Genomic DNA, 26718 nt, shown 5'->3' on the forward strand with positions numbered 1-26718 from the left:
AGGCGCGTGCGCAGGATTGCCGACAGCGCTGGAAAAAAGGAACGAACGTGTCTGGTTTCGCGTCGCTACGTCTGATTCTCTCCGCGACAATGCTTGGCCTGCTCACGCTTACTCCGGTCGCGACGGCGCAAAATGCCGCAGCGCCGGTTCAGACGGTGACATTGGGGCCAAGCGGCTTGCCTTTGCCCCGGTTCGTCAGCCTGAAGTCGGCACGGGTCAACTCACGCGTCGGCCCGGGCGTCAATTATTCCGTCGACTGGATGTACACCAGGGCCGGACTGCCGATGGAGATCGTGCAGGAATACGATACCTGGCGGCGTGTGCGTGATGCCGACGGTTCCGAGGGCTGGGTAAGCCAGGCTCTGCTGTCGGGCAAGCGCACGGCGATCATCGCGCCGTGGCAACGCGGCAAGGATGTGCGCATCAATCTCGTGAAGAGCACCGCCAAGGATGCCAGCGTGATTGCGATGATCGAGCCGGGTGTCATCGGCTCCATCAAGTCCTGTGACGGGCAGTGGTGCGAGATGAGCCTAAGCGGCCATACCGGCTGGATCAGCCAATCGCTGGTCTGGGGTGCCTACCCCGGCGAAAAGATCAACGAGTAGACCAAACGACGCGGGACTTAGGTCCAGTTCGGTTCCAACGGGCAGAGATTCAGTCACGTTTGGGGCGCAGGCGCACCACCACGTCGACATTCGCAATCTCCATACCCTCCGGCGGTTCCGGAAGGTTGCCGACCGTAACCGGCCCGCTTTCGATGTCGAAAACCCGGTTTTCACCTTCGACGAAGAAATGATGATGGTCGGAGGTGTTGGTGTCGAAATAGGTGCGCGACCCCTCGACGGCCAGGATGCGCAGAAGGCCGGCTTCGGTAAACTGATGCAGCGCATTGTAGACCGTGGCCAGCGAAACCGGCACACCGGCAGCCAGCGCTTCTTCGTGCAGTTCCTCTGCCGAGAGATGACGATCGCCCTTGGCAAACAGCAGGTCAGCCAGTGCAATGCGCTGGCGAGTCGGCCTCAGGCCGGCTTCGCGTACCCGCTTGTCCACAGTCATGCCGTCTTTCCGATCGTCCAAACCGATCAACCCACCTTCACGTTCCGCCCGCAACTGCCCGTCGACAGCGGCAAAAATCAGGCGGAAATCCACGTCCCGTATTATGTCAGATATATTCTGTAGGCCAAATCCGATCAATAGCGCGCATTGACCCGGGGAAATGGGCAGGCTAGAGCCAGCGCGACATCTCCGGCCGTCGGTTTCCGGCGTGAAGCGGACTGTGTTACTAGAAATCGGACACGGGCATCAGATCGCCCGGCGAACGACGGGGAAAGACTAGATGGCGGATCGGAAATCGAGCTACGACTACGACGATCTGCTGGCGTGCGCGAAGGGCGAACTGTTTGGCCCCGGCAATGCCCAGCTTCCTTATCCGCCGATGCTGATGTTCGACCGCATTACCGAGATCAGCGAGACTGGCGGCGCTTTCGACAAGGGTTTCGTGCGGGCTGAATTTGCCATTCACCGCGACCTCTGGTTCTTCCCTTGCCATTTCATCGACAATCCCGTGATGCCCGGCTGCCTGGGCCTCGATGCGCTCTGGCAGCTCACAGGCTTTTTCCTGGGCTGGCTCGGCGAACCAGGCAAAGGCATGGCGCTGTCGACGGGCGAAGTTAAGTTCAAGGGCATGGTCACGCCTTCCGTCAAGAAAGTGGAGTACGGCGTCGATTTCAAGCGCGTCATGCGCGGCCGACTGGTGCTCGGTATCGCCGACGGCTGGTTGAAGGCCGATGGCGACCCCATATACGCGGCCACCGACCTGCGGGTGGGCCTGGCAAAACAGACAGCTGCCTGACACCTGCACTCAACGAAAAAAAACGAGGAGCCGCAACATGAGACGGGTCGTAGTCACAGGCCTCGGCATCGTATCGTCCATCGGCAACAATGCCGAGGAGGTCAGCGCCTCTCTCCATGACGCCAAGTCCGGCATCAGCTTTTCCAACGACTTCGCCGAGCATGGCTTCAAGTGCCAGGTCTGGGGCGCCCCCAATCTGGATGCGACAGACCTCGTCGACCGTCGTGCCGCTCGTTTCCTGTCGCAAGGCGGCATGTGGAACCATGTCGCGATGAAGCAAGCGATCGCCGACAGCGGGTTAGAGGAAAACGAGGTTTCCGGCAACGAGCGCACCGGCATCATCATGGGTTCCGGCGGTCCGTCCACGCGCACGATCGTCGAAGCCTCGGAAACCACGCTGAAGAACAGCAGCCCCAAGCGCATCGGGCCATTTGCCGTGCCGAAGGCCATGTCGTCGACGGCCTCCGCAACGCTGGCCACCTGGTTCAAGATCCACGGCGTCAACTATTCGATCTCGTCCGCCTGTTCGACCTCGGCACACTGCATTGGCAATGCCGCCGAGATGATCCAGTGGGGCAAACAGGACATCATGTTCGCGGGCGGTCACGAAGACCTCGACTGGACGATGTCCAACCTGTTCGACGCGATGGGCGCGATGTCGTCCAAATTCAACGATCGAGCCGCAGTCGCCTCGCGTGCCTATGACGTCAACCGCGACGGTTTCGTCATCGCGGGCGGCGCCGGTGTTCTGGTGCTGGAAGAGCTCGAGCATGCCAAGGCGCGCGGCGCCAAGATCTATGCAGAGCTGACCGGCTACGGCGCGACCTCCGACGGCTACGACATGGTTGCTCCTTCCGGCGAAGGCGCCATACGCTGCATGCGGCAGGCGCTCGCGACGGTGAAAACACCGATCGACTATGTCAACACGCACGGCACGTCGACGCCAATCGGCGATTCGAAGGAAATCGGCGCGATCCGCGAGGTGTTCGGCGACAGGATGCCACACATCACTTCGACCAAGTCTCTGACCGGCCATTCCCTGGGTGCGGCCGGCGTCCAGGAATCGATCTATTCGATCCTGATGATGCAAGGCGGCTTCATCGGCGAGAGCGCGCATATCGACGAACTCGATCCCGAATTCGATGGTGTGCCGATCGTGCGCAAGCGCATCGACAACGCCAAGATCGACACGGTGCTGTCCAATTCCTTCGGCTTTGGCGGCACCAACGCCACGCTCGTCTTCCAGCGCCATTCCGCATAGGGATTTTCACATGGACGGTTTGATGAAGGGCAAGCGCGGCCTGATCATGGGCGTTGCCAATGATCATTCCATAGCCTGGGGTATCGCTCAGAAACTGGCCGAACAGGGCGCCGAACTGGCCTTCACCTATCAGGGCGAAGCCTTTGGTCGCCGGGTCAAGCCACTGGCTGAGAAAGTTGGCGCCTCACTGGTCGTGCCATGTGATGTCGAGGACAGCGCCTCGGTCGCCGCGACCTTCGATACGCTGAAGAGCGCGTGGGGCAAACTTGATTTCATCGTCCATGCCATCGGTTTCTCAGACAAGACAGAGCTGAAGGGCCTCTATGCGGACACCACGCGCGACAATTTCGTGCGCACCATGGTGATCTCCTGCTACTCCTTCACGGAAGTCGCCCGCCACGCCGCGGCGTTGATGCAGGACAGCGGGTCGATGATCACCCTCACCTATGCCGGTTCGGTTCGGGTAATGCCCAACTACAATGTCATGGGGGTTGCCAAGGCGGGCCTTGAGGCCAGCGTGCGTTATCTCGCCAACGATTACGGCCCACGCGGCATCCGCGTGAACGGGCTGTCAGCTGGTCCGGTGCGTACACTCGCAGGTGCCGGCATTTCGGATGCGCGCTACATGTATTCCTACCAGCAGCGCAACGCGCCGTTGCGGCGCACGGTCGGCATCGACGAGATTGGCAACTCGGCGCTCTACCTGCTTTCCGATCTCTCGTCCGGCGTGACCGGGGAAATCCACTATGTCGATTCCGGCTATCACGTCGTGTCGATGCCCACGCTCGACGAACTGAAGCGGCTGGATGGCGGCAAGGATTGAAGCCGCAAGGCTCGCGCTAGCCCCGTCGACTACCCTCTCCAAAGTAGAAAGAGCCTGTCGTCCACTGCGAAGGATGGGCCCTTGCCTTTTGGTTAACTTTCATGAAACGTTAGTCAACTTTTGTTGCCGATAAAATGCGACGAATCGCAGGAAACTTATTTTAAGAGGATCGCGGTTAGAACATCCTGCAGATTGGGACCCTGCGTATGCCCTCTGTGAAGAATCCTGGCCGAACGCCACTTTTCCGGCTGATCACCATCGCCAGCGCCGGCATGGGCAGCTTCATCCTGGGCTTGTGGGGCCTCAAGATCGGTCTTGGCAACGGCCTTACGCAACTTCCGCTCAATACACTCGTGGCCATTGTCGCGGGCCTTTGCGCCCTGGCGGCGGCCTGTGCAGCGATGTCATTTTTCGCCGGTGTCGACGAATCCGCCGATTATGTTTTTTCCGAAACCAATTTCGACAAGCTGACGGGAACACTGGCCAAGCACGCGATGGTCGGCAAGGTGGCAGAAGCTGCTTCCTCCACACTCAAGACTGGTGAGCCGGTCTACCTGCTCAACATCGACATCAATCGTTTCAGCCAGATCAATGACGCGATCGGCTACACGCAGGTCGATGATCTTGTTCGCCTGTTCGCCCATCGCTTGAAAGCGCTGCTGCCGCGTGAAGCCGTGGTCGGTCGTGTCGGCCCGGGCGAATTTGCCGTACTTTATCCGGACAAACGTCTGCCGGGGTCGATGGAGGCACTGGTCGAGCAGCTGATCGATGATCTGATCGCCCCATACCAGCTGAAGACGCATCAGCAATCTGTCAGCCTGTCGGTCGGCGTCGTGGCCATGCCAAAGGACGGCATCGATCCGGTACTGCTTTTGCGACGCGCCAATCTTGCCTTGCAGAACGCGCGAGCAACCAACGCCGCCGGCACCTGGTCGGTTTTCCAGCCGGAGATGGGCAAGGTCGCAGATCACCGGCAATGGGTGGAATCCGAACTGCATACGGCGTTCGAGCGTGGCGATTTCGACCTGCACTACCAGCCCCAGCTCGACCTCGCCGCCGGCAAGGTCGTCGGCTATGAAGCGCTGATACGGTGGAACCATCCCGAGCGCGGTACGATCCCACCGATGGAATTTATCCCGCTGGCTGAAGAAACCGGCATGATCGGTCCCATCGGTGAGTGGGTGCTGAGCAAGGCCTGCAGCGATGCGCGTCATCTGCCTGAAGAATGCTTCGTGGCGGTCAACATTTCCCCGGTGCAGTTCATGACCAAGGATTTCCTGGCAATGGTGCGCAACACCATTGCCAGGACCGGTATCAAACCGTCGCGGCTCGAACTGGAAGTCACCGAAACGGCGATGATGCAGGACAAGGAGCGCGCCGCCGCCATACTGAAAGAATTGTCCGACATGGGTATCTCCGTGGCCGTAGACGATTTCGGCACGGGCTACTCCAACCTCAGCTACCTGATCGACTTCTCCTTCCACAAATTGAAGATCGACCGCTCTTTTGTCAGCCGTATCGACACCGATTCCGGTTCCGGAGCCGTCGTCTCGACCATTGTCGGCCTGTCGCGCGCGCTGGGGGTATCGACGATTGCCGAAGGCGTGGAAACCGAGAGCCAGGCAACCATGCTGAAGGCCGCAGGCTGCGAAGTGGTGCAAGGCTACCTGTTTGGCAAGCCCGCGCCGCTGCGCGTCATTGGCGGACAGGCGCAAAGCGTCGAACAGCTGGCTCAAAACCAGCGGCGTGCCGCAAACCTGCACTGACTGGCAAGCCTTCCTACCAAGCTTTCGATCAGCGACGCGCCAGCAGCACCTTGAAGGCTTCGTTGCGTCCGATCTCCACGTGATTTGCAAAGGCGGTGGCGAGAACGGGTTCGTACGGCAACTGCCGGTTCGCCACCATGAACAGGCGCCCACCCGGCCGCAATGCCTTGGCCGCGGCGCGGATGATGGCAGCCCCCAGCTGTGGTTCCGCCGCGCGGCCCTGATGGAAAGGCGGGTTCATGACGATAACGTCATAGCGCTCCCCGACCGCTTCAGTTGCAAGATCGTGCCAGAAACACCTTGCAGCAAGGCCCGGCAGCAACCGCGCCAGCGTTCGACCCGCCGCCTGCAACGAGGCATGGTCGGCCTCATAGAGGTCAAGTCCATTCAAGCCAGCAGCCCGTTCGGCCAGCGTGACCGACAAATAGCCCCAGCCAGCGCAGAAATCGGCAACATGGCCCGTGATGTCTGCGGGCAGATAACCGCCAAGAAGCCGTGAACCGGCATCGACGCGGTCGAAGGAGAACATGCCGGGCGCGGTCTCGTAGCGATCCTCCACCAGAACCGAAGGATTGGCGACGCGCAGCCTGGATGCGGCTTCGCTACCTTGCCGGGCGAACCAGAAGACCTGGCCATGGTGTTTCGAGAGATGGCCCTCGACGCCAACAAGCTCCCCCACCCGCCTGCGAAGGCTCGCTATCCCATCCTCCTTGCCGCCTGCAACGACGATCCAGCCGCCTTCGGCCGTGCGTTCAATGGCTTGAGCAATGCGCGTTTCGCTCAAACCGCGGTGGCGGCCCGCCAGAACAAGGGCCAGGTCATAGCCCTCCCCTTCGGGCTCAGCCGAAACCATGTGAGCGGAGGCCGCCAGATGGCGAAAGTCCGGGCGGAATGCCTGGACAAGGTGCAAGGCCGCGCCAAAGCCGGCAGGCAGCCGAAATCCCGGCAGAGCGCCGAGAAAGAGCGCACGCGTACCTTCTCCCGGCAGAGGCAACGCCTCGGCCTCAAAAGGATGGAACAGCGTTTTCAGCGTATCAGAATCCATGACAGGGAGTTATCATGTCGATCATCGTATATGTAGCAAGCTCAGAAAAAGTCCGTCGAAAGCCTGCTCCAGCCTTCTCCCGCGAGACCGCCGATAAAGATGTCGTCTCGCTGGGTCGCAGCCAGGAATTCGGTGCGCGTGGTGCCCAGGCAGACATTGGCCCTGTGGCGAAAGAACATGGCAGGCTGCTGTGAAAGAGCACCCAGGTAGCGGGGCTCGACACGACCTTGCGCCGCCACATACCCGCTGTCCTGAAAGTGGAGCAGCATGGCATCGGCAGCCTGCTTCTCCGTGCCGGATCTCGCGATCACGTTCAGCACCTCGGCCACACCGTTCGACTGGCTGTAATAGCAGACAAAGCCATTTGGATTGCCTGCTTGATCCTCGATCGAAAGCAGCCGAAGTGTGCCCGCAGCCCGATTGTCCGCCGCCATGCGGAGAAGCCAGTCCAGATCCTGCCCGCTCCAGGATGGATGAGCAGCATAGCTCCGGAGCAGACCAGGAACGAGAAAAACAGCCTCGTCCCGAGCTATCTCCTTCACCGTGGCATGGAACTTTCCAGCACTCTCGACGCGCGGAAGCGAGAAGAGTGGATTGAGCATCCTGCCGACAGACCCTGCGCCCCACTTGCCGAGGACAGGCCGCCGCTGTGAGACGAGATTCGCCGCATAGCTTGCCGGTTTGAATATGCGGGTCCAGCCGAGCGCATATGTGGTGAGCGATATACCGCCGACGGCTTCGAAGTGCCTGAGGCTCACCCGCGCCGCGCTGTCACTGAACTGCACCGTCTCGTCACCCGGGCGCAAGGCGAGGGTCAGTTCGGCGGGCCCTCGCGGAGCCCCACCCGGCTTCATCATGAAGGCGCAGAGCAGCCGCCCCATGATCGATTGTCCGTTGACCGTGTATGGAACCGGCAGGATCGAGACCGCGCTGTCTATTTCCCCGCGCTCATCCTCATGCACCACGCTCCCGATGGCGGGATCGTAGTAGGGACTTTCGAAAAAGAGTTGCTGAAAGTAGCGATCGAAGTTTTCATTGCAGGATGTCGAGTGGGGGCGGAAAACCTGCTTGAAAAGAGCACGGATAGCCGGGATGTCATCGATTCTCATCGCGCGCACGCGCCGCGATTTCACGTCCCTTGGCGATGCCGAGATATACCCCACCCAGGCCTCTTTCACTTGGTCGTCTCGGCTGGCTCCTGCATCTCGACCTTGGCAGACGGATGTATGACGTAGCCCACAATGTCAGCGCAACACTCACCTCAATTATGTAAATAATCGCTGAATTAGCTGCTGCTCCAAGGATGGCGCGGGCAAATTGGTTGTCCGCGCACCCTGTCAGGATCGGCAAGAATGCTGTGACCTTATTGCGAGCAACCTCAAGCGGTGCTCGGCATTTCGCTGCAACGACATAGCGTGGGGCGACCAGCGGGATTGTCCGCGCTGGTCGCCCCAAGCAACATATCCAGCTTAGAAGAAGTCTGTCGAAAGCCTGCTCCAGCTTTCACCGGCAAGACCGCCGATGAACATGTTGTTTCGCTCGACCGCATTGAGCACGTCAGCACGCGCAGTGGTGACGCAGACATTGGCCCTGTGGCGAAAGAACATGTTCGATTGCTGTGAAAGCGCGGAGAGATAGCGCGGGTCCACTCGACCTTGCGCCGCGACGTGCCCCTCCTCCTGCAAATGGAACAGCATGACGTTGATAGCCTGCCTTTCGGTGCCGGCCTTCGTAATTACGTTCAACACTTCGACCATACCGTTCGGGCGACTGTAGTAGCAGAAGAAGCCGATTGGCGTGCCCGTCGGGTCATTGATGGCAAAGAACCGAAGCGCGCCCGCAGCCCGATTGTCCTCCGCCATGTGCAGGAGCCAATGCAGATCTTTCTCTGTCCAGTCCGGATGCGCGGAATAGTTTTCGAGCAGATCAGGAATGAGGGAAACCGCTTCGTCCTGCGTTACTTCCTTCACCGTGACATGGGATTTTGCGATCTTCTTGATCGGAGGAAGCGGAAACAACGGGTTGAGCATCTTGCCCGTGGAGGTCACCAAGTTGCCAAGGATCGGATGCCGCCGCGCCGCAATGGTCGCCACATAGCTTGCCATCTGGAATATGCGCGTCCAGCCAAGCGCATGCGCTCCCAGCGTCACGCCTCCGATGGCTTCGAAATGCCTGAGGCTCACAGGTGCTGCGGTGTCGCTGAAGTTAATTGTCTTCTCGGTCGGGCGTATGCTGAGCGACAGCTCGGCGGCACCACGCGGAGAAGCTTCCGGCTTCATCATGAAGGCACAGAGCAGCCGCCCCATGACCGATTGCCCGTCGACGACGTAGGGAACCGGCAGGATCGAGAGAGCGCTGTCTATTTCCCCACGCTCATTCTCATGAACAACACTTCCGATCTCCGGATCGTAATAGGGATTATCGAAGAAAAGCTTTTGGAAGTATTGGTCAAAATTTTCGTTACAATCCTTTGAATTCGGGCGGAAAACTTGCTTGAAGATGACACGGATTGCAGGAATGTCATCAACATTCATCGGACGCAGCATGTACCGCGATTTCACGCCGCTTATGGATGTCGACATATGTCCCATAACAGGCCTCGATTGCTCGAATGACGTATTGAGCAATACTACATACGCGGATCGCAAATATGTAAATAAGTCCTTAATGAGTTTCTTCTAATTCAGTTAATTTCGGCGCGTCCATGCGCCGAATGCACAGGGGTAAGATCGGCCCTGCCGCTAGAGCGTCTCCATTTTTTAGTGGAAACGCGGAAACATTCTAACTCTTTGTTTTCACGCAACTCCGGACGGAAAACCGTACGCACTTTTCCTGGAATTGCACTGGTTGCCTGGCGGTCATCTCGGGCATGCAGGCCCAATAAAAAGGGCGCGACCGAAGTCACGCCCTTTCCAGATTCAGTAGGCTAAGTCGGTCAGGCGGCGGTCTCTTCGCCTTCTGCCTTCTTCTCGCGGGCGATTTCCTTGCCAGTCTCCTGGTCGACGACCTTCATCGAGAGACGGACCTTGCCGCGCTCGTCGAAGCCCATCAGCTTGACCCAGACCTTGTCGCCTTCCTTGACCACGTCAGTGGTCTTGGCGACACGCTGGTCGGACAGCTGCGAGATGTGCACGAGACCGTCACGCGGACCGAAGAAATTCACGAACGCACCGAAGTCGGCAGTCTTGACGACCGTGCCTTCGTAGATCTCGCCGACTTCCGGCTCGGCCACGATGGTGTGGATCCACTTCTTTGCCGCCTCGATTTCCTTCGCGTTCGACGAAGCGATCTTCACAGTGCCGTCGTCCTCGATATTGATCTTGGCGCCGGTCTTTTCGACGATTTCACGGATGACCTTGCCGCCCGAACCGATGACGTCACGGATCTTGTCGGTCGGGATATGCATGACTTCGATGCGCGGCGCGAACTCGCCGAGTTCCTTGCGGCCTTCGGAGATGGCCTTGGCCATTTCGCCGAGGATGTGCAGGCGGCCGTCCTTGGCCTGGCCCAGCGCCACCTTCATGATCTCCTCGGTGATGCCATCGATCTTGATGTCCATCTGCAGCGAGGTGATGCCGTTGGCAGTGCCAGCCACCTTGAAATCCATGTCGCCGAGGTGATCCTCGTCGCCCAGGATGTCGGAAAGCACGGCAAAACGCTCATCTTCCTTGATCAGGCCCATGGCGATACCGGCGACCGGCTTGGCCAGCGGCACGCCAGCATCCATCAGCGCCAGCGAGGTGCCGCAGACGGTAGCCATCGAGGACGAGCCGTTGGACTCGGTGATCTCGGAGACGACGCGCAGCGTGTACGGGAACTGTTCTGCCGAAGGCAGCATCGGATGGATGGCGCGCCAGGCGAGCTTGCCGTGGCCGATCTCGCGGCGGCCGGGCGAACCCATACGGCCGGTCTCACCGACCGAATAGGGCGGGAAGTTGTAGTGAAGGAGGAAGGTCTCCTTGTACATGCCAGTCAGCGAGTCGACATACTGCTCGTCTTCGCCGGTGCCGAGTGTGGCAACCACGATCGCCTGGGTCTCGCCGCGGGTGAACAGCGCCGAGCCATGGGTCCGCGGCAGGATGCCGACTTCGGAAACGATCGAACGGACGGTCTTGAGATCACGACCGTCAATGCGCGAGCCGGTGTCGAGGATGTTCCAGCGCACGATCTTGGCCTGGAGTTCCTTGAACACGGTCGCAACCTGCTCGGACGAATACTTGGCTTCCTCGCCTTCGGCCGGGGTGAAAGCAGCCTTGACCTTGGCCTTGGCAGCGTCGACGGCGGCGTAGCGGGCCTGCTTGTCGGTGATCTTGTAAGCAGCGCGCAGGTCGCTCTCGGCCACGCCGAGCATTTCCTTCTCCAGATCGCCGAAAGACGGCGGGGTGAAGTCGCGCGGATCCTTTGCGGCAACCTCGGCCAGCTTGATGATCGCCTCGATCACCGGCTGGAAAGCCTTGTGGCCGAACATGACAGCGCCGAGCATCAGCTCTTCGCCCAGTTCCTTGGCTTCCGACTCGACCATCAGGACCGCTTCGCTGGTGCCGGCGACCACGAGGTCGAGCTTGGATTCCTGCATCTCGTCGATGTGCGGATTGAGCACATATTCGCCGTTGATGTAGCCGACACGGGCACCGCCGATCGGGCCCATGAACGGAACGCCCGAAAGCGTCAGCGCTGCGGAGGTGGCGACGATCGACAGGATATCCGGATCGTTCTCAAGATCGTGCTGCACAACGGTGACGACGATCTGCGTATCGTTCTTGTAGCCGTCTGCGAAGAGCGGGCGGATCGGGCGGTCGATCAGGCGGGAAACCAGCGTTTCCTTCTCGCTCGGACGGCCTTCACGCTTGAAATAGCCACCCGGGATCTTGCCGGCGGCGTAGGTCTTTTCCTGGTAATTGACGGTCAGCGGAAAGAAGTCGAAACCGGGCTTGGGCTCCTTGGCCGAAACGACGGTGGCCAGAACCACGGTCTCGCCATAGGTCGCCAGCACGGCGCCGTCAGCCTGGCGCGCGATCTTGCCGGTCTCGAGGATGAGCGGGCGGCCGCCCCATTCGATTTCCACTTTGTGTTGCTTGAACATATCTTGTCCTTCATATGCGGAAGGGGCCGCGCCATCCAATCATGCGCGACGCCCCCTTCCTGGCTCCTTTGTCGGGCAGCCACGGGCAAGACAACAGGAGGCTTGAAAATGCCGGGCCGGCGCCCGTGCAAGCATCCTGCAATCCTGCCCCATGACCGTCCACGGGCGGTTTCATGCGGCCCTCTGCCTACAGAAACCGGGTCGGGCCGAAGGCCCGAATGCGCGACCGGCGAGCTCTCGATGAGAACCCGCCGGCCAATTCGTCAGCGACGCAGTTCGAGCTTCTCGATCAGCGTCTGGTAGCGCGCCTCATCCTTGCGCTTGAGGTAATCAAGCAGGCTGCGACGCTGGGAAACGAGTGCGAGCAGGCCACGACGGGAGTGGTTATCCTTCTTGTGGTCCTTGAAGTGCTCGGTCAGGTTCTTGATACGCTCGGAAAGAATGGCAACCTGCACTTCCGGCGAACCGGTGTCACCGGCGACGGTGGCGAACTGAGCCAGCAGTTCCTTCTTGCGTTCAGCAGTAATCGACATCGCATTTTTCCTTTCTCAATGGAGGAAACGAGGCGCCCAGAGCCGGGATGTCGTCCAGCAAGGGTCGGTGAGCATCACGCAATCCGGCGCGATGTTGCGGCGCGTATAGTGCAAAAAAACGCAAAAAGCCAGCGCATATTCGCAAGGCTGGCCTGAGCGCAGCGCGGACCGGCAGCTTTGCGGGGCTACAGCCACTTCTTCCATTTGAAGAAACTGACCAGTCCTATCGCCACCAGCGCCATGAACACAAGGGCGGCCGGGTAGCCGTAGTAGGCCTTCAGTTCAGGCATGTTCCAAGGCGATGTCGCTGGATCGAAATTCATGCCCCAGACGCCGACCAGGAAGGTGAGCGGAATGAAGATCGCCGAGACGATGGTGAGCAGACTGATCACTTCGTTGGTACGCGCCTGACTCAGCGACAGGTGCATCTCGATCAGCCCCGTCGTCATGTCGCGCTGCGTATCCGCCAGTTCCACAAGTCGATAGGCATGATCCAGCGTGTCGTTCAGGAAGATCTTCGTCTCCGGCTTGATGTAAGGGGCATCGGATCGGACCAACCCGGCCAGCGCATCACGCAGCGACAGCATCGTCCGGTGCAACTGGCCAGCATGCCGGCGCTGTTCGTGCAGAATGCGGACCTGCTGCTTGTGTGGATGACGCAGCATCGCGTCCTCGACCTCGTCAGTTCGGGCGCTGGCGTTTTCGATCAAGGGAAAGAACGAGTCGACGATGGCATCGATCAGCGCGTAGGCGAGATAATCTGCTCCGCGCGAACGCAGACGGTTGGGCGTCGAGGCAACGATGCGCTTGCGCACCGGATCGAAAGGATCACCTTCGCGCTGCTGGAAGGTGATGACGAAACCCTTGCCGAAGAACACGGAAATCTGCTCGTAGCGATAGGTGGCGGGGTCATCGATCATATTGACGACGACAAAGGCGTGATCGTCGAAAAACTCGGCCTTGGGTCGCTGGCCGGTGTTGACGACGTCTTCCAAGGCCAGCGGATGTAAGCCGAACTGCTTGCCGATCTGCTCGATCAACTCGACATTGGCCAGGCCGACACAATCCAGCCAGACCAGCGGCCATTTTTCGCAATGCGTCTTCAGGTCATCGAGGCTGGCGTCGTCGATCTTTTCGCAGCGGTCACGGTCGATCAGCGTCAGGTTGAGTTCACTGCGTCGTGCCCTGGGGTCGGCAATCAACGTGCCGGGCGAAGCGCCTATGGGTGAGCGCTTCGCCATTCCCGACTCCCGCTTCCGAACCGTTTCCGCTTTTGTCATGCGAGCCTCGAGCGAATCCCTGCGCGGATGTTAGAGCATTTCCACTCTCTCCGAATCCTGGGAATGCCTTCACCTGTTGTTTCTGCGCAATTGCAGACACGCGGCCGTTGCGCACTTCTGCCCGAATTCCTCAGTGAAACGGCCTCAGCCCGCAAACACCCGCTTGGGCTTGAACATGCCCTGCTCGATGGCTCCGATGGCGACTAGCTTGCCACGCGCAGTCGCACAGGCTTCTTCCGCCTCCAGCGGCGCGTCGCGACCGCGGATGATGACGGAATTACCGAGCCTGATCTTTGTAGCCGCATCGTCGCTGATGGCGACCTGCGGCAGGCATTCCAGCGCGGCAGCGGTATCGATCAGGAAATCGTCGAGTGCGGCGTGGCGTTCGCTGCCGGAGGACGCGGCATCATCACCTTCCGCGGCAGGTGGCAGTGCGGCCTCCAGTTCAGCGATGGTGACAAAATCCTCGGACGTGAAGGGATCAACCTCGGTGCGACGCAGGTCCGCGATATGGCCGAAGCAGCCAAGATCGCGTCCCATATCGCGCGCCAGTGAACGCACATAGGTACCCTTGCCGCATTCGACCTCGAAAATGGTGCGGTCGGCGCCATGTTCGACGATATCGAGCCGGCCGATCTCGACCTCGCGCGGGGGAATCTCGACCGTCTCTCCGTCACGGGCGAGGTCATAGGCTCGCTCGCCGGCGATCTTGATGGCGGAGAACTGCGGCGGCGTCTGCATGATGACGCCGGTGTAGTTGGGCAAGAGCTCGCGGATATCCACCTCGCTCGGACGCCTGTCGGAACTCTTTGTCACCGGACCTTCGAGATCGTCGGTGGTACGCTCCTCGCCCCAGGCGACGGTGAAGCGATAGATCTTGGCGCCATCCTGCACATAGGGCACCGTCTTGGTGGCATCGCCGAGCGCGATCGGCAGCATGCCGGACGCCAGCGGATCGAGCGTGCCGGCATGCCCCGCCTTCTCCGCCTGGAACAGCCATTTCACCTTCGACACCGCTTCGGTCGACCCCATGCCGACCGGCTTGTCCAGGATAAGCCAACCGGAAACCGGACGGCCCTTCTTCTTACCGCGACGCGCCATTACTCGTCGTTCTCCTTGTCATTCTCATCGTGGCCGAGGTCGCGCGCCACTTCCGGCGAATGCAGCAACTCGTTGATCTTCGAAAAATTGTCGTAGCTGGTGTCGAGCCGGAAGCGGAACTCCGGCATGTATTTCATCTGCCGCAACGCGGGCGACATACGCCCGCGAATGAAGCGGGCGTTGCGGTTCAGCGCCTCGATAACCGCCTTGTCATCCTTGGCGCCAAGTGGCGCGACGAAGGCGGTGGCGATTTTCAGATCAGGAGACATGCGCACTTCCGACACAGAAATGACTGTTGTTTCGATGAGGTCGTCGCGTACATCGCCACGCTGAAGGATATCGGACAGGGCATGACGCACCTGCTCGCCGACACGGAGCATGCGCTGGGAAGGGCCGCTTGATTGCTGTCTGTTCATCTCAATCTCTCGGATGGGAAAGCCGCACGGACAGGTGATTGCAATGGCACACCAGCCATTTCCTTATAAATTACAATCACATGAGGTCGTCCAGCCATTGGCCGGATCTTAGGTGGATCGATGCGGGTGACCCCGAACATTAGCCGACCTAATCCGTTTGCGGAGTGGGACCGCAGCCACGGTTGTCATCAAGGGAGAGCGGCTGAAGCCGCCCTCCCGTTTTCGCCAGGTACCTAGAGCTTCCGGGTCACCATCTCGACACGGAAGCACTCGATGATATCGCCGACCTGGATGTTTTCGTAGTTCTGGAAGGCCATGCCACATTCCTGGCCGACCGGCACTTCCGGAACTTCGTCCTTGAACCGCTTCAGCGTCTTCAGCGTACCTTCGTGGATGACCACGTTGTCGCGGATCAGGCGCACGCCCGCACCGCGTTCGACACGGCCTTCGGTGACGCGGCAGCCCGCGACCTTGCCGATCTTAGTGATGTGGAAGACCTCGAGGATCTCCGCATTGCCAAGGAAGGTCTCGCGACGCTCCGGCGAAAGCAGACCCGACATCGCATCCTTAACGTCATCCACCAGATTGTAGATGATGTTGTAGTAGCGGATTTCGATGCCAGCCTGCTCGGCGGCGGTCCTGGCCTGCGCGTTGGCACGGACGTTGAAGCCGATAATTGCCGCGCCAGAAGTTTCGGCCAGCGTGACATCGCTTTCGGTGATGGCACCTGCACCGGCATGAACGATGCGCGCCCTCACCTCGTCGGTGCCGAGCTTGTCGAGTGCGGCCACGATCGCCTCGATGGAACCCTGCACGTCGCCCTTGATGATGAGCGGGAATTCCTTCAACCCGCTCGCCTGAAGCTGCGACATCATCTGTTCCAGCGAACCACGCTGGGTTGCATGCTTGGCAACCGCCTTGTCGCGAGCCAGGCGCTGGCGATACTCGGTGATCTCGCGGGCACGCGCTTCGTTGTTGACGACCGCGAAACGGTCACCAGCCTGCGGCGTCCCCTGGAGACCGAGGATCTCCACCGGCATGGCCGGCGGCGCTTCCTGGACATGCTCGCCGCGGTCGTTGACCAGCGCGCGCACACGGCCCCATTCGTTGCCGGCAACCAGGATTTCGCCTGGCATCAGCGTGCCGGTCTGCACCAGAACGGTAGCAACCGGACCACGGCCCTTGTCGAGGCGAGCCTCGATGACAACACCTTCCGCCGTGCGATCCGGGTTGGCCTTGAGGTCCAGGATTTCCGACTGCAGCAGGATGGCTTCCAGCAGCTTGTCGAGACCCGCACCGGTCTTGGCCGACACTTCGACGTCGAGCACTTCACCGCCCATCGATTCGACGAACACTTCGTGCTGCAGAAGCTGCGTACGCACCTTCTGCGGGTCCGCGGCCGGCTTGTCGACCTTGTTGATGGCGACAATGATCGGCACGCCGGCAGCCTTGGCATGGCTGATCGATTCGATCGTCTGCGGCATGACGCTGTCATCGGCAGCAACAACCAGAATCGCGATATCGGTGGCCTGGGCGCCACGGGCACGCATAGCCGTGAAGGCGGCGTGGCCAGGCGTGTCGATGAAGGTGATCTTCTGACCATCCTTCTCGACCTGGTAGGCACCGATATGCTGGGTGATGCCACCGGCTTCGCCGGAGACCACGTTGGCATGACGGATAGCATCGAGAAGCGAGGTCTTGCCGTGGTCGACGTGACCCATGATGGTCACCACCGGCGGACGCGAAACGAGATCCTCATCGCGATCCGCGATGTTGAACAGGCCTTCCTCGATGTCCGACTCGGCAACGCGCTTGACGGTGTGGCCGAATTCCGAAGCGACCAGTTCGGCCGTGTCGGCGTCAATGACATCGCCCGGCTTCAGGATCTGGCCCTGCTTCATGAAGTACTTGACCACGTCCACCGCGCGTTCGGACATACGCTGGGCAAGTTCCTGGATCGTGATGGTTTCAGGCACCGTCACTTCGCGCACGACCTTCTCGCGCGGCTCGTTGTGCATCGCGCGCTTGAACTTCTCCTGGCGCCGGCGCATGGCCGACAGCGAACGCGCACGCGCATCGCCATCTTCCGAAGAAAGCGCCGTGTTGAGCGTCAGCTTGCCACGACGGCGATCTTCCTCGGCCTTGGTCGGCTTGGCTGGCTTGGCAAGCTCTGGCGTCACGAGACGGCGCGGCGGCAATGCAGACGACGGGGCGCTGCCACGGTTACGCGGCTTGGCCTCTTCCTCTTCGTCGCCACCTGCCTGCTCGGCAGTCTGCGGCGCGCGACGGCGTGCTTCTTCCTCGGCACGGCGGCGTGCCTCGGCCTCGGCCTTGATGCGAGCCTCTTCCTCGGCCTGACGGCGGGCTGAATCCTCGCGCTCGCGCTTGCGGCGTTCTTCTTCGTCGGAGCGACGCTTGGCATCCTCGGCAGCACGCTGGCGATCTTCCATCTCGCGTGCCTGCGAGCCCTCAAGCGCCCGGCGACGGGCTTCCATTTCGCCACGCGACAGCTCGTTCAGCACCATGCCGCCGCGGTCGGGCTGAGGTGGCGGCGTCGGACGACGCTGCTCCTGCACGGCCGGCGCGGCCTGCTGCGGCCGAGGCTGCGGCTGAACCTGCTGAGGCGGGACCTGAGGCTGAGCCTGAGGCTGCGGAGGCTGGGGCTGAGGCGCAGCCGGCTTCGGCGTGAACACCGTCTGCGGGGCCGGAGCTGGCTGCTGCTCGCCCGGCTTCACGAACTTGCGCTTGGTCTCGACCACGACCTGCTTAGTGCGGCCATGCGAAAAATTCTGGCGCACGGTGCTCTGCTCGATGCCCGGGCGCTTCAGCGTCAATGTCTTCTTGGGCGTAACACTCAGCGTCTTGTCGTCGCCCGAATTCGTATCACTCATTCCATATCCTCTGCGGCATCATCATCGCCGGCAACAGCCGCAATCATTACCAGATCGTCCGGGGAACCGCCCCGGTAACGGTCGAGCGCAACCATGCGCTTCACGGCCGCCTTACCCGCGTCGCTCGCGAGAACGGCAGCATGTATCACATTTGTCCCCCCCAATGCCAAACCCAAATCCGCTTCCGCGAAAAGTTTGTATGCGGGAATGGCGGGGCCGCCGAGATGGGCGGTGGCCCGGCGTGCCTGGGTGATCTTGCGCACTCCGTCCTCGGAGGCTTCGAAAGCATGCAGGACAAGTGCCGCCTTGCCGGAGCGCACGACACTATCGACCTTGGCGGCGCCGAGCGCAACCGCACCCGCCTTGCGCGCCAATCCGAGCGCGCCCAGGGCAGAGCGCACAAACAAGCCCTCGACCATCGCGCCGAGCTCCGGCGGAACGATGACCTGCTTCTTGAAGGCGCGGGCAAAGTGCCCCTTGGCTGAGGCTTTATCGACAGTGGCACGATCGGCGCTGACCCAGCAGCCCCGACCGGGCAATGTTCTTTTGAGATCTGGAACGACGGCCGAATCCGGACCGACGACGAAACGGATCAATTCATCCGTTTCGGCGGTCTTCCTTGTGACGATGCAGGTGCGATCGTTCATCTCGGACAAGGGTTGCTCCGGCCGGTCTCATCTTACGCGCCGGTGGTTTCGGCTTCAGCGGCCTCAGCCTGGGCTTCCTCTTCGGAAATCCAACCAGCCTTGAGGCGCGCCGCCAGAACCATCTGCTCGGCTTCAGTCTTGGAAATACCGTGCGCGGCAAGCACGCCCGGGAATACCTTGGTCTCGCCGTCCTTACGCTCCTTCCAACCGACGAGATCGTCGGCCGCGTAGCCGGCGAAATCCTCGATGGTCTTCACGCCGTCTTCGCCCAGCGTCACCATCATGGCGGTGGTCACGCCCGGGATTTCACGCAGCTCGTCCTTGACGCCCAGCTTCTTGCGAGCGGCGTCGTGTTCAGCCTCGACCTTCTCCAGGTGTTCGCGGGCGCGGTTCTGGATCTCGGTCGCGGTGTCGTCATCGAAGCCGTCGATCGAGGAAATCTCACCAGCATCGACATAGGCCACTTCCTCAACCGAGGTGAAACCTTCCGAGGCCAGCACCTGGCCAACCATTTCGTCGACGTCGAGGGCTTCCATGAACAGGTTGGAGCGTTCGACGAATTCCTTCTGGCGGCGCTCGCTCTCTTCCTGTTCGGTCAGGATGTCGATGTCCCAGCCGGTCAGTTGCGAGGCAAGGCGCACGTTCTGGCCACGACGGCCGATGGCCAGAGACAGCTGGTCGTCCGGCACCACCACTTCGATGCGTTCCGCATCTTCGTCCAGCACCACCTTGGCGACTTCCGCCGGCTGGAGGGCATTGACGATGAAGGAAGCTGCCGAAGGCGACCACGGAATGATGTCGATCTTTTCGCCCTGCAGCTCGCCGACGACGGCCTGCACGCGTGAACCACGCATACCGACGCAGGCGCCGACCGGATCGATCGAGGAATCGCGGCTGATGACCGCGATCTTGGCGCGCGAGCCCGGATCGCGGGCGACCGACTTGATCTCGATGATGCCGTCGTAGATTTCCGGCACTTCCATGGTGAACAGCTTCGCCATGAACTGCGGATGCGTGCGCGACAGGAATATCTGCGGGCCGCGCTGCTCGCGACGCACGTCATAGACATAGGCGCGGACACGATCGCCATATTTGTAGTTTTCGCGGGGGATCAGCTCGTCGCGGCGGATGATTGCCTCGCCGCGGCCGAGATCGACGATGACGTTGCCATACTCGACGCGCTTGACGGTGCCGTTGACGATCTCGCCGATGCGATCCTTGTATTCGTCATACTGGCGGTCGCGCTCGGCCTCGCGCACCTTCTGCACGATGACCTGCTTGGCCGACTGCGCGGCGATGCGGCCGAAATCCATAGGCGGCAGCTGTTCGGCGATGAAGTCGCCGAGCTGCGCATCGGGGTTGCGCTCGCGGGCAGAGAACAGCGAAATCTGCGTGGCGTAGTCCTCGACGTTTTCGACGACTTCCATCAGGCGCTGCAGTTTCATCTCGCCGGTATTCGGGTTGATGTCGGCGCGGATGTTGGTCTCCTGACCATAACGCGAACGCGCGGCCTTCTGGATCGCATCGGCCATGGCGGCGATCACGATCGACTTGTCGATCGACTTTTCGCGCGCGACTGCGTCTGCAATCTGCAGCAGTTCGAGCCTGTTGGCGCTTACAACCATCTTAGTCTCCCTGAACAGGGCCGCCCTAGCCGGCGGCCGCTCATTCACTTCTCAGCTTCGGTTTCTTCTGCGGCGTCAGCGTCGCCGCGGTGTTTCTTGGCGTCCTTGCGTGCCCGATTGTCCTTCGACAGGGCTTCGCGGATCAAATCGTCGGTCAGCACGAGATGAGCCTCGGCGATCGCGTCATAAGGAATGCGTACTGTCGGCTCTTCACCGTAGGCTGCCTTGTCGCGCTCCAGCAGGATGCCTTCGACACCGGCTTCCGCGATCTTACCCTTGAAGCGCTTGCGGTCGGCAACGAGGACAGACGTCTCAAGCTTGACCAGATGGCCGGCCCAGGCAACGAAATCCGAGGTGCGAACCAATGGCCGGTCGATACCGGGCGAAGACACTTCCAAATGATACGCCTTCTCGATGGGATCGTCGACATCAAGCGCCGGCGAGATCGCCCGGCTGACTTCTTCACAATCCTCGACGGTCATGGTGCCGTCTTCGCGCTCGGCCATGATCTGCAGCGTCAGACCATGTTGCCCCGACAGGCGCACACGCACGAGACGGAAGCCCATGCCGCGCAGAACTGGCTCGACGATGATGGCGATGCGGGCATCGATACCGCTCTCGCGGATGATACGGTCGTCGCTATCGGCCTGGCTTGAAGTCATCCGGTGTCCGCTGCTCGAATCTCTTGGCGACGGCCGGTAACAAAAAAGAGCGGGACCGGGTGGACCCACTCTTCGTCATACCGACCAAGAATTTGAAGCCGATATAACAATGACGGCGGCGAAATGCAAGGCTGGCACGAAACAGGGAGCGATTTCCCCATCCATGCGCGTTCTGCATGGCAGCCTTGCCTTCGAAGCCCTGTTAGAGCACCCGCCGGCACCTTATCTATTGTGCAGCGCAGCAAAAAGCTGTGCAAAGAGATGGAGCAAAACCGTGCGTACCAGCAGAACCGCAATCCGCAACCTGATCGACATCGTCGGCAGCGCGATCAATGCGGCCGGCGCCGTGGAAGGCAATCGGGCGCCGAAGGGCAACGATCTTCGTCGCCTCGGCATCGACCCGGTCGAGTTCGCCAAGATCCGCCGCATCTAGACTAGATATGAAAGAAGCGGAGGCATCTGCCTCCGCTCCGATCCGGCGGTCTCAATGCCACGGGACATAAAACCGGCTTAGTCGCTGTCGCCACCAAGCTGCGAGAGGACCTGATCCTTGCCCCGCCAGCGCAGGTAGAGCGGCACCACAACTGCCGCAATTGCGAGCACCCACAGCCCGATCGCAATCCACGAATGGAACAGCACCGAGGGGTCACCCTGGCTGATGGCGACCGCGCGTCGCAATTGCTGTTCGGCGAGCGGCCCGAGGATCAATCCCACCACCACGGGCGCGATCGGATAGTGGAAGCGCCGCAATCCGTAGCCGAGCAGACCGAAAGCCAGCAGCATGCCAAGTTCGAAGGTCGACGGATTGGCGCCGATGGTGCCGAGTGTCGCGAACATCAGGATGCCTGCGTAAAGCCATGGCGTCGGGATGGTGAGCAGCCTTACCCACAGCCCGATCAAGGGCAGGTTGAGAACCAGAAGCATCAGATTGGCCACCAGCAGGCTGGCGATCAGCCCCCAGACCAGTTGCGGATTGCTGACGAACAGCAACGGCCCCGGCTGAAGACCGAACTGCTGAAAACCGGCCAGCATGATGGCCGCAGTTGCCGTCGTCGGCAGGCCGAGCGTCAGCAACGGCACCAGCGTACCCGCCGCGGACGCGTTGTTGGCGGCCTCGGGTCCGGCGACGCCCTCAATGGCGCCCTTGCCGAATTCCTCCGGTTTTTCGGCCAGTTGCTTTTCCACCGAATAGGACAGGAAGGTACCGATCTCGGCACCGCCTGCCGGCATGGCGCCGATGGGAAAGCCGATCGCCGTGCCGCGCAGCCACGGCTTCCAGGATCGGCGCCAGTCCTCACGCGTCATCCATACCGAGCCCTTGATCGCCTGGATGGTCGAATCGCCTCCCTTGGCGGCCGCCACTGACAGGGCTTCGCCGATTGCAAACAGCGCGACCGCCAACGTCGTCACCTCGACGCCGTCGAGCAGATCGGGAATGCCGAAGGCAAGCCGCGCCTGGCCGGTCTGCAGGTCGATGCCAATCAAGCCGAGCAGAAGACCGATGAAAAGCGAGGTCAGGCCGCGCAGCGTCGATTCGCCAAACGCCGCCGACACGGTCATGAAGGCCAACACCATCAGCCCGAAATATTCCGCCGGGCCAAAAGACAGCGCCAGTTTGACCACCGCCGGCGCGATGAAGGCGAGGCCGATGGTGGCGATCAGACCCGCAACGAACGATCCGATCGCCGCGGTGGCAAGGGCGGGGCCGCCACGCCCGGCGCGGGCCATCTTGTTGCCTTCGAGCGCAGTGACGATCGAAGAACTCTCACCCGGCGTATTGAGCAGGATCGACGTGGTCGAACCGCCATACATGCCGCCATAATAGATGCCGGCGAACATGATGAGCGAACCTGCCGGGTCGAGTTTGTAAGTGACCGGCAAGAGCAGCGCGACCGTCAGAGCCGGACCAATGCCCGGCAGGACACCCACGGCGGTGCCCAAGGTCACGCCGATCAGCGCGTAAAGCAAATTCATAGGCTGCAGGGCAACCACAAGCCCGTGCGCCAGAAGCTCGAACGTCGTCATGGGCGTCGTCCCCTAATTCCGCTCAAAACAGAAGATGTTCGAGTGGGCCGGCCGGCAAGGAGAGCGACAGGCCACGTGAAAAGATCACCCAGATGACATAAGCGAGCACGATGCCGAGCGGTATCGTCTTCCACAAAGGCCCTCTGCCGAAGGCGCGCGCCGTGGCCGCGAACAGCAGTCCGGTGGCGATCGAGAATCCGGCAACTTTCAGCAGCAGCATTTGCGCCGCAAGGCCGCCGACGATCCATAGGATCGGGCTGATCTGCTGCTGTTCACGCTCCGGGAAGTCGCCGCGCCAGGCCTCGACCGCCGTCCAGATCGCCAGGATGAAGAAAACCGCCGCGATCACGTAGGGAAAGGTGGTCGGACCGATGCGAGCGTAGCTCGCTGCGCCGGCCTGCCTGGCCGTCGACCAGACAACCACGATGGCCACCACTGCCAGCGCGGCGGCGATGGCAAGCGCCGCCCAATCCGGGCGGCGCGACAGTTTTTTAGACGTGTCTTGGCTCATTTGACCAGGCCGATGTCCTTCAGCACACCAGCAGTCAGCTCGGTGTCCTTCTTCAACTGGGTGGTGAACTCGTCACCTGCCAGATAAGTGTTCTCCCAGCCCTTGTCGGCGAGGATCTTCTGCCAGGCAGCGGACTTCACCATCTTTTCGATATCGGCGAGAATCGCCGTCTTCTGCTCTGCGCTGATGCCAGGCGCAGCGGCAACCATGCGCCAGTTCTGGATGGCGACATCGACACCGGCTTCCTTGAAGGTCGGCGCTTCAACGCCGGGAATGGGCTTTTCGCTGGAAATGCCGATGAGTCGCAGCGTGCCGGCCTTCACCTGTTCCGAGAATTCGCCATAGCCAGAGATGCCGACCGTAACCTGATTGCCGAGCAAGGCTGCAAGGGCCTCACCACCACCGGAGAAGGCGATGTAGTTGACCTTGGTTGGATCGACACCAACCGCCTTGGCGATCAGCCCGGCAGTGATGTGATCGGTTCCGCCGGCAGAGCCACCGCCCCACGAGACCGAGCCCGGATCAGCCTTCAGCTTGGCTATCAGGCCGGCCATGTCCTTGATGTCGGAAGCTGCCGGCACCACCACAACTTCATATTCGCCGGTCAAACGCGCGATCGGGGTCACCTGGTCGAGCGTGACCGGCGAATTGTTGGTCAGGATGCCGCCGACCATCACGTAGCCGCCGACGAGCAGCTGCGAGGCATCGCCATTGGCCTGGTTGACGAATTGCGCGAGCCCGATGGTACCAGCTGCACCCGGCACGTTGGTCACCTGCACCGAGCCGGAAATCTTCTCGTCCTGCAATGCAGTCTGCATGGAACGCGCGGTCTGGTCCCAGCCGCCGCCAGGTGCGGCCGGAGCCATGATCTTGTAGTCGGCGGCGAAGGCCGGAATGGCCATCACGCTCGCCACGATGGTCGCCAGAAGGAATTTCTTCACGGTCTCTCTCCCTTGAGACGCTGCCCATTGGGGTCGGCTGGCGTCATGTTCGCATTGGTTCGCGCCGCACGATCGGCGTCGCGTCGAGACAACCCTGGGAGAATGATGGTTTGAGCGGCTGCCGCCGAAGGCTGCTGCCTTCGCTCCGGCGCCGTTGTGGTCCCTCTCCTCCCAGACCTGCAGGTCCGGCCGCCTCCAACGGCCAAACCGACAGAAATGCTAACCGAGCAAGCTGACATCTGACTGACATCCCGCCCGCAGGACGATCATGACCCAAACATGATGCCTTTGCCACCGCTTCGTGGTCAGCGCCCCTGCAGGGCGGCATTCCAGCGTTCGACCAGGCGGTTGCGCTTGACCTGATCGAGATAGACGAGAAGGCCCGGGCTTACCGGAACCGGCCGCAATTGCGCGCCCATCGTGGCCTGGATGGCATTGGCGGTGTTTTCACCGGACACATCCGGATTGACCGCGGCGATGTGGAGATCGCGCGCCATGATGGTCTGGCCCTCCGCCGACATGAAATAGGCAAGCAGGGCACGGCCGAGATCCGGTGACGCCGCCGCCTTCGGCACAAGGCCGATGCGCGACATGACTACCGTATAGTCCTTCGGCATGACGATGCCGACATCGGGATTGCGCGCCGCCCAATCCGTCGCATAGGAGCCGAGGATGTTGTAACCCAGCACCGCGCGGCCATCAGCGATGCGCTCCAGGATCGCGGCACTTCTCGAATAGAGCTTCACGCCGGCCTTGCCCATGCTGCGGATGACCGACCAGATGTCGGGAAACTGCTCCTGGTCGCGTGCCATGAACATGAACCCGACGCCGGAGCGCTCGATGTCATAGGTGGCGATCCGGCCCTGGACGGCTTCCGCGTTGCGCTCGAGATAGTCGACGAACTGCGCGCGTGTCGCCGGCGGCGAAACATTGCGGAAACTCGGCTTGTGGTAGACGAAGACCGCCGGTTCGAAGGTCAGCGCGTAGGCGGTGTTGCGCCAGTTCGCCCAGCGCGGCCAGCGCGCACTCATAGGCATGTTGCTTTCCTGCGCGTAGCCGTCATTGGCGAGTTTGACCTGCAGATCCATCGCAGACGAAAAGGCGACGTCGCCCGTCTTCTGACCGGCATTGGTCTCGTCGATGATGCGCGTGTAGATATCGCCGGTCAGCAATTCCTCATAGCGCACGGCGATAGCGGGATTGGCGCGGCGAAATCCCTCGATCATCCCCTTGGCCAAAGGCGCATCGAGTGCCGAATAGACAACCAGCGTGCGCGCGCCGGCATCACCGTTGAGAGCCGGGAAAAGCGTCGTCTCAGCCAGCGCGGGCCTCGAAAACAGAACCAGCAGAGCAAAGACCACAAAGCGCATGGGGCCAACTTGCCCGAGCCCACGATCATCCACAAGCGTCGCCCGTTGCGACGGTTTGGTGCGTCCGAAAGGCCGCCAGGGTGGAATGCGATCAGGATGGATCGGTATTCCGCTCCGTCTCGTTGTCTTGCGCATGATCTTTACCGGAAAAGTCTGCAACTTTTCGGGATCATGCTCTAGGTTCGGCAAAACGATTTCGACGAGGAGCAGCGTTGCGCATTCTGGTGGTGGAGGACACGCAGACCCTGGCCGATGGGCTTGTGGCCGTCCTGAAAGGCAGCGGCTATGCAGTCGATCACGTCATTGATGGCCAATCGGCACTGGCCGTGCTCGCGGCCGAGCGGGTCGATCTGGTCATCCTCGATCTCAACCTGCCGGGCATGGACGGGCTGCAGGTGCTGCGCAGCATCCGTGCCCGCCAGGATGGGCCGGGCGTGCTTATCCTCAGTGCGCGTGCCGACCTGCACGACAAGATCAAGGGGCTGGATCTCGGCGCGGACGATTACATGACCAAACCGTTCGATGTCGACGAGCTGGAAGCGCGCGTGCGCATGCTGCTGCGACGCCATGCGGGGCTGAAATCGTCCACCGTATCGTTCGGCGAAGTGACCTTCGACCTCACCTCGCGCAGCTTTTCCGGCGGTGGCCTCCCGCTCGACCTGCCGGCCCGCGAGGTCAGCCTGCTCGAAACGCTGTTTCTGCGCGCCGGCAAAGTGGTGACGAAGCAGTCGATCCTGGAATCGCTGGCCGGCTTCGACGAGGAGTTGTCCTACAACGCCATCGAGCAATATGTCAGCCGGCTGCGGCGCAGGCTTGCCCCTTACGGTGTAACCGTGCGGACGGCACGCGGCATCGGCTACTATCTTGAGAAGGTGTAGCCGGGACA

At 61.2% G+C, this 26718-nt stretch carries 24 protein-coding genes; 7 read left to right on the plus strand and 17 right to left on the minus strand.

Annotation, left to right across the window (positions count from 1 at the left end):
- Positions 1–47: 47 nt before the first annotated feature.
- The gene (locus tag ACFWYE_RS16685; protein ID WP_379061679.1) at positions 48–605 is read left to right on the plus strand and encodes an SH3 domain-containing protein; all 558 of its coding nucleotides are present in this window, start codon (positions 48–50) and stop codon (positions 603–605) included.
- 49 nt (positions 606–654) lie between these two features.
- Here the strand turns inward: ACFWYE_RS16685 and irrA are convergent, their stop codons facing one another.
- Entirely contained in the window at positions 655–1056 is a 402-nt protein-coding gene (gene irrA, locus ACFWYE_RS16690) for an iron response transcriptional regulator IrrA (RefSeq protein ID WP_054309462.1), read from the minus strand.
- Between the two features lie 280 nt (positions 1057–1336).
- Between irrA and fabA the strand changes: the two genes are divergently transcribed.
- The 4 genes from fabA to ACFWYE_RS16710 all read left to right on the plus strand — a co-directional run bounded on the left by fabA (position 1337) and on the right by ACFWYE_RS16710 (position 5702).
- A complete protein-coding gene (gene fabA, locus ACFWYE_RS16695) occupies positions 1337–1852 on the plus strand; it encodes a 3-hydroxyacyl-[acyl-carrier-protein] dehydratase FabA (protein WP_326891002.1) in 516 nt (171 codons plus the stop codon).
- A 37-nt stretch (positions 1853–1889) separates the two neighbouring features.
- Complete coding sequence (fabB, locus tag ACFWYE_RS16700) at positions 1890–3113, plus strand: beta-ketoacyl-ACP synthase I (RefSeq protein ID WP_379112853.1); 1224 nt, start codon at positions 1890–1892, stop codon at positions 3111–3113.
- Positions 3114–3123: 10 nt separating this feature from the next.
- Positions 3124–3936, plus strand: coding sequence for an enoyl-ACP reductase FabI (gene fabI / locus ACFWYE_RS16705; protein WP_379061684.1), 813 nt, complete (start codon positions 3124–3126; stop codon positions 3934–3936).
- Between the two features lie 206 nt (positions 3937–4142).
- Entirely contained in the window at positions 4143–5702 is a 1560-nt protein-coding gene (locus ACFWYE_RS16710) for a putative bifunctional diguanylate cyclase/phosphodiesterase (RefSeq protein WP_379061687.1), read from the plus strand.
- Positions 5703–5730: 28 nt separating this feature from the next.
- On the opposite strand, the gene ACFWYE_RS16715 is transcribed toward ACFWYE_RS16710, so the two are convergent.
- The 12 genes from ACFWYE_RS16715 to rimP form a co-directional block, all read right to left on the minus strand.
- Positions 5731–6747 carry a class I SAM-dependent methyltransferase gene (locus tag ACFWYE_RS16715; RefSeq protein WP_379112855.1) on the minus strand — a complete coding sequence of 339 codons (1017 nt, stop codon included), beginning with the start codon at positions 6745–6747 and terminating at the stop codon, positions 5731–5733.
- A gap of 41 nt (positions 6748–6788) precedes the next feature.
- Entirely contained in the window at positions 6789–7925 is a 1137-nt protein-coding gene (locus ACFWYE_RS16720; protein ID WP_379112858.1) for a hypothetical protein, read from the minus strand.
- Between the two features lie 291 nt (positions 7926–8216).
- Entirely contained in the window at positions 8217–9293 is a 1077-nt protein-coding gene (locus ACFWYE_RS16725; RefSeq protein ID WP_379061691.1) for a hypothetical protein, read from the minus strand.
- A gap of 389 nt (positions 9294–9682) precedes the next feature.
- Entirely contained in the window at positions 9683–11830 is a 2148-nt protein-coding gene (gene pnp / locus ACFWYE_RS16730; protein WP_379061692.1) for a polyribonucleotide nucleotidyltransferase, read from the minus strand.
- 263 nt (positions 11831–12093) lie between these two features.
- The gene (rpsO, locus tag ACFWYE_RS16735; RefSeq protein WP_129410704.1) at positions 12094–12363 is read right to left on the minus strand and encodes a 30S ribosomal protein S15; all 270 of its coding nucleotides are present in this window, start codon (positions 12361–12363) and stop codon (positions 12094–12096) included.
- A gap of 185 nt (positions 12364–12548) precedes the next feature.
- Positions 12549–13643 carry a magnesium/cobalt transporter CorA gene (gene corA / locus ACFWYE_RS16740; RefSeq protein WP_379112861.1) on the minus strand — a complete coding sequence of 365 codons (1095 nt, stop codon included), beginning with the start codon at positions 13641–13643 and terminating at the stop codon, positions 12549–12551.
- Between the two features lie 144 nt (positions 13644–13787).
- Positions 13788–14744, minus strand: coding sequence for a tRNA pseudouridine(55) synthase TruB (gene truB, locus ACFWYE_RS16745; RefSeq protein WP_379112864.1), 957 nt, complete (start codon positions 14742–14744; stop codon positions 13788–13790).
- Positions 14744–15160: a 30S ribosome-binding factor RbfA gene (gene rbfA, locus ACFWYE_RS16750; RefSeq protein ID WP_379061697.1), complete on the minus strand. Its 417-nt coding sequence runs from the start codon at positions 15158–15160 to the stop codon at positions 14744–14746. The genes truB and rbfA overlap by 1 nt, the downstream gene beginning before the upstream one ends.
- A gap of 233 nt (positions 15161–15393) precedes the next feature.
- Positions 15394–18051 carry a translation initiation factor IF-2 gene (gene infB / locus ACFWYE_RS16755; protein WP_379112866.1) on the minus strand — a complete coding sequence of 886 codons (2658 nt, stop codon included), beginning with the start codon at positions 18049–18051 and terminating at the stop codon, positions 15394–15396.
- Positions 18048–18698, minus strand: a complete 651-nt coding sequence (locus tag ACFWYE_RS16760; RefSeq protein WP_379113137.1) for an RNA-binding protein — start codon at positions 18696–18698, stop codon at positions 18048–18050. Before ACFWYE_RS16760 ends, infB begins: the two co-directional genes overlap by 4 nt.
- Positions 18699–18730: 32 nt before the next feature.
- Positions 18731–20323 (minus strand): transcription termination factor NusA, encoded by a 1593-nt coding sequence (gene nusA / locus ACFWYE_RS16765; protein WP_129410708.1) that lies wholly within the window; start codon positions 20321–20323, stop codon positions 18731–18733.
- Positions 20324–20367: 44 nt separating this feature from the next.
- Positions 20368–20985, minus strand: a complete 618-nt coding sequence (gene rimP / locus ACFWYE_RS16770; RefSeq protein ID WP_379061698.1) for a ribosome maturation factor RimP — start codon at positions 20983–20985, stop codon at positions 20368–20370.
- A gap of 274 nt (positions 20986–21259) precedes the next feature.
- Here rimP and ACFWYE_RS16775 point away from each other — a divergent pair, with 274 nt between their 5' ends.
- Complete coding sequence (locus ACFWYE_RS16775) at positions 21260–21418, plus strand: hypothetical protein (RefSeq protein ID WP_165358018.1); 159 nt, start codon at positions 21260–21262, stop codon at positions 21416–21418.
- A 77-nt stretch (positions 21419–21495) separates the two neighbouring features.
- Here ACFWYE_RS16775 and ACFWYE_RS16780 read toward each other — a convergent pair whose 3' ends face one another.
- The 4 genes from ACFWYE_RS16780 to ACFWYE_RS16795 form a co-directional block, all read right to left on the minus strand.
- Entirely contained in the window at positions 21496–23010 is a 1515-nt protein-coding gene (locus ACFWYE_RS16780; RefSeq protein WP_379061699.1) for a tripartite tricarboxylate transporter permease, read from the minus strand.
- A 22-nt stretch (positions 23011–23032) separates the two neighbouring features.
- On the minus strand, positions 23033–23521 hold the full coding sequence (locus ACFWYE_RS16785) for a tripartite tricarboxylate transporter TctB family protein (protein WP_379112869.1): 489 nt from the start codon (positions 23519–23521) through the stop codon (positions 23033–23035).
- The gene (locus ACFWYE_RS16790; protein WP_379061703.1) at positions 23518–24462 is read right to left on the minus strand and encodes a Bug family tripartite tricarboxylate transporter substrate binding protein; all 945 of its coding nucleotides are present in this window, start codon (positions 24460–24462) and stop codon (positions 23518–23520) included. The genes ACFWYE_RS16785 and ACFWYE_RS16790 overlap by 4 nt, the downstream gene beginning before the upstream one ends.
- Before the next feature lie 305 nt (positions 24463–24767).
- Entirely contained in the window at positions 24768–25832 is a 1065-nt protein-coding gene (locus ACFWYE_RS16795; RefSeq protein WP_379073135.1) for an ABC transporter substrate-binding protein, read from the minus strand.
- Between the two features lie 212 nt (positions 25833–26044).
- Between ACFWYE_RS16795 and ACFWYE_RS16800 the strand changes: the two genes are divergently transcribed.
- Positions 26045–26710 carry a response regulator transcription factor gene (locus ACFWYE_RS16800; RefSeq protein ID WP_379112872.1) on the plus strand — a complete coding sequence of 222 codons (666 nt, stop codon included), beginning with the start codon at positions 26045–26047 and terminating at the stop codon, positions 26708–26710.
- Positions 26711–26718 lie beyond the last annotated feature (8 nt).

Origin of the sequence: Mesorhizobium sp. NPDC059025 (assembly GCF_042739655.1) — a bacterium.
Taxonomy (GTDB): domain Bacteria; phylum Pseudomonadota; class Alphaproteobacteria; order Rhizobiales; family Rhizobiaceae; genus Mesorhizobium.

What these genes read in the sequence shown, in the direction of transcription:
- fabA (WP_326891002.1), top strand. Translation starts at nt 1,337, where the DNA reads ATGGCGGATCGGAAATCGAGCTACGACTACGACGATCTGCTGGCGTGC.
- ACFWYE_RS16780 (WP_379061699.1), bottom strand. Translation starts at nt 23,010, where the DNA reads ATGACGACGTTCGAGCTTCTGGCGCACGGGCTTGTGGTTGCCCTGCAG.
- fabB (WP_379112853.1), top strand. Translation starts at nt 1,890, where the DNA reads ATGAGACGGGTCGTAGTCACAGGCCTCGGCATCGTATCGTCCATCGGC.
- truB (WP_379112864.1), bottom strand. Translation starts at nt 14,744, where the DNA reads ATGGCGCGTCGCGGTAAGAAGAAGGGCCGTCCGGTTTCCGGTTGGCTT.
- ACFWYE_RS16760 (WP_379113137.1), bottom strand. Translation starts at nt 18,698, where the DNA reads ATGAACGATCGCACCTGCATCGTCACAAGGAAGACCGCCGAAACGGAT.
- rbfA (WP_379061697.1), bottom strand. Translation starts at nt 15,160, where the DNA reads ATGAACAGACAGCAATCAAGCGGCCCTTCCCAGCGCATGCTCCGTGTC.
- rpsO (WP_129410704.1), bottom strand. Translation starts at nt 12,363, where the DNA reads ATGTCGATTACTGCTGAACGCAAGAAGGAACTGCTGGCTCAGTTCGCC.
- ACFWYE_RS16710 (WP_379061687.1), top strand. Translation starts at nt 4,143, where the DNA reads ATGCCCTCTGTGAAGAATCCTGGCCGAACGCCACTTTTCCGGCTGATC.
- irrA (WP_054309462.1), bottom strand. Translation starts at nt 1,056, where the DNA reads ATGACTGTGGACAAGCGGGTACGCGAAGCCGGCCTGAGGCCGACTCGC.
- ACFWYE_RS16725 (WP_379061691.1), bottom strand. Translation starts at nt 9,293, where the DNA reads ATGCTGCGTCCGATGAATGTTGATGACATTCCTGCAATCCGTGTCATC.
- ACFWYE_RS16715 (WP_379112855.1), bottom strand. Translation starts at nt 6,747, where the DNA reads ATGGATTCTGATACGCTGAAAACGCTGTTCCATCCTTTTGAGGCCGAG.
- fabI (WP_379061684.1), top strand. Translation starts at nt 3,124, where the DNA reads ATGGACGGTTTGATGAAGGGCAAGCGCGGCCTGATCATGGGCGTTGCC.
- corA (WP_379112861.1), bottom strand. Translation starts at nt 13,643, where the DNA reads ATGACAAAAGCGGAAACGGTTCGGAAGCGGGAGTCGGGAATGGCGAAG.
- pnp (WP_379061692.1), bottom strand. Translation starts at nt 11,830, where the DNA reads ATGTTCAAGCAACACAAAGTGGAAATCGAATGGGGCGGCCGCCCGCTC.
- nusA (WP_129410708.1), bottom strand. Translation starts at nt 20,323, where the DNA reads ATGGTTGTAAGCGCCAACAGGCTCGAACTGCTGCAGATTGCAGACGCA.
- rimP (WP_379061698.1), bottom strand. Translation starts at nt 20,985, where the DNA reads ATGACTTCAAGCCAGGCCGATAGCGACGACCGTATCATCCGCGAGAGC.
- ACFWYE_RS16785 (WP_379112869.1), bottom strand. Translation starts at nt 23,521, where the DNA reads ATGAGCCAAGACACGTCTAAAAAACTGTCGCGCCGCCCGGATTGGGCG.
- infB (WP_379112866.1), bottom strand. Translation starts at nt 18,051, where the DNA reads ATGAGTGATACGAATTCGGGCGACGACAAGACGCTGAGTGTTACGCCC.
- ACFWYE_RS16795 (WP_379073135.1), bottom strand. Translation starts at nt 25,832, where the DNA reads ATGCGCTTTGTGGTCTTTGCTCTGCTGGTTCTGTTTTCGAGGCCCGCG.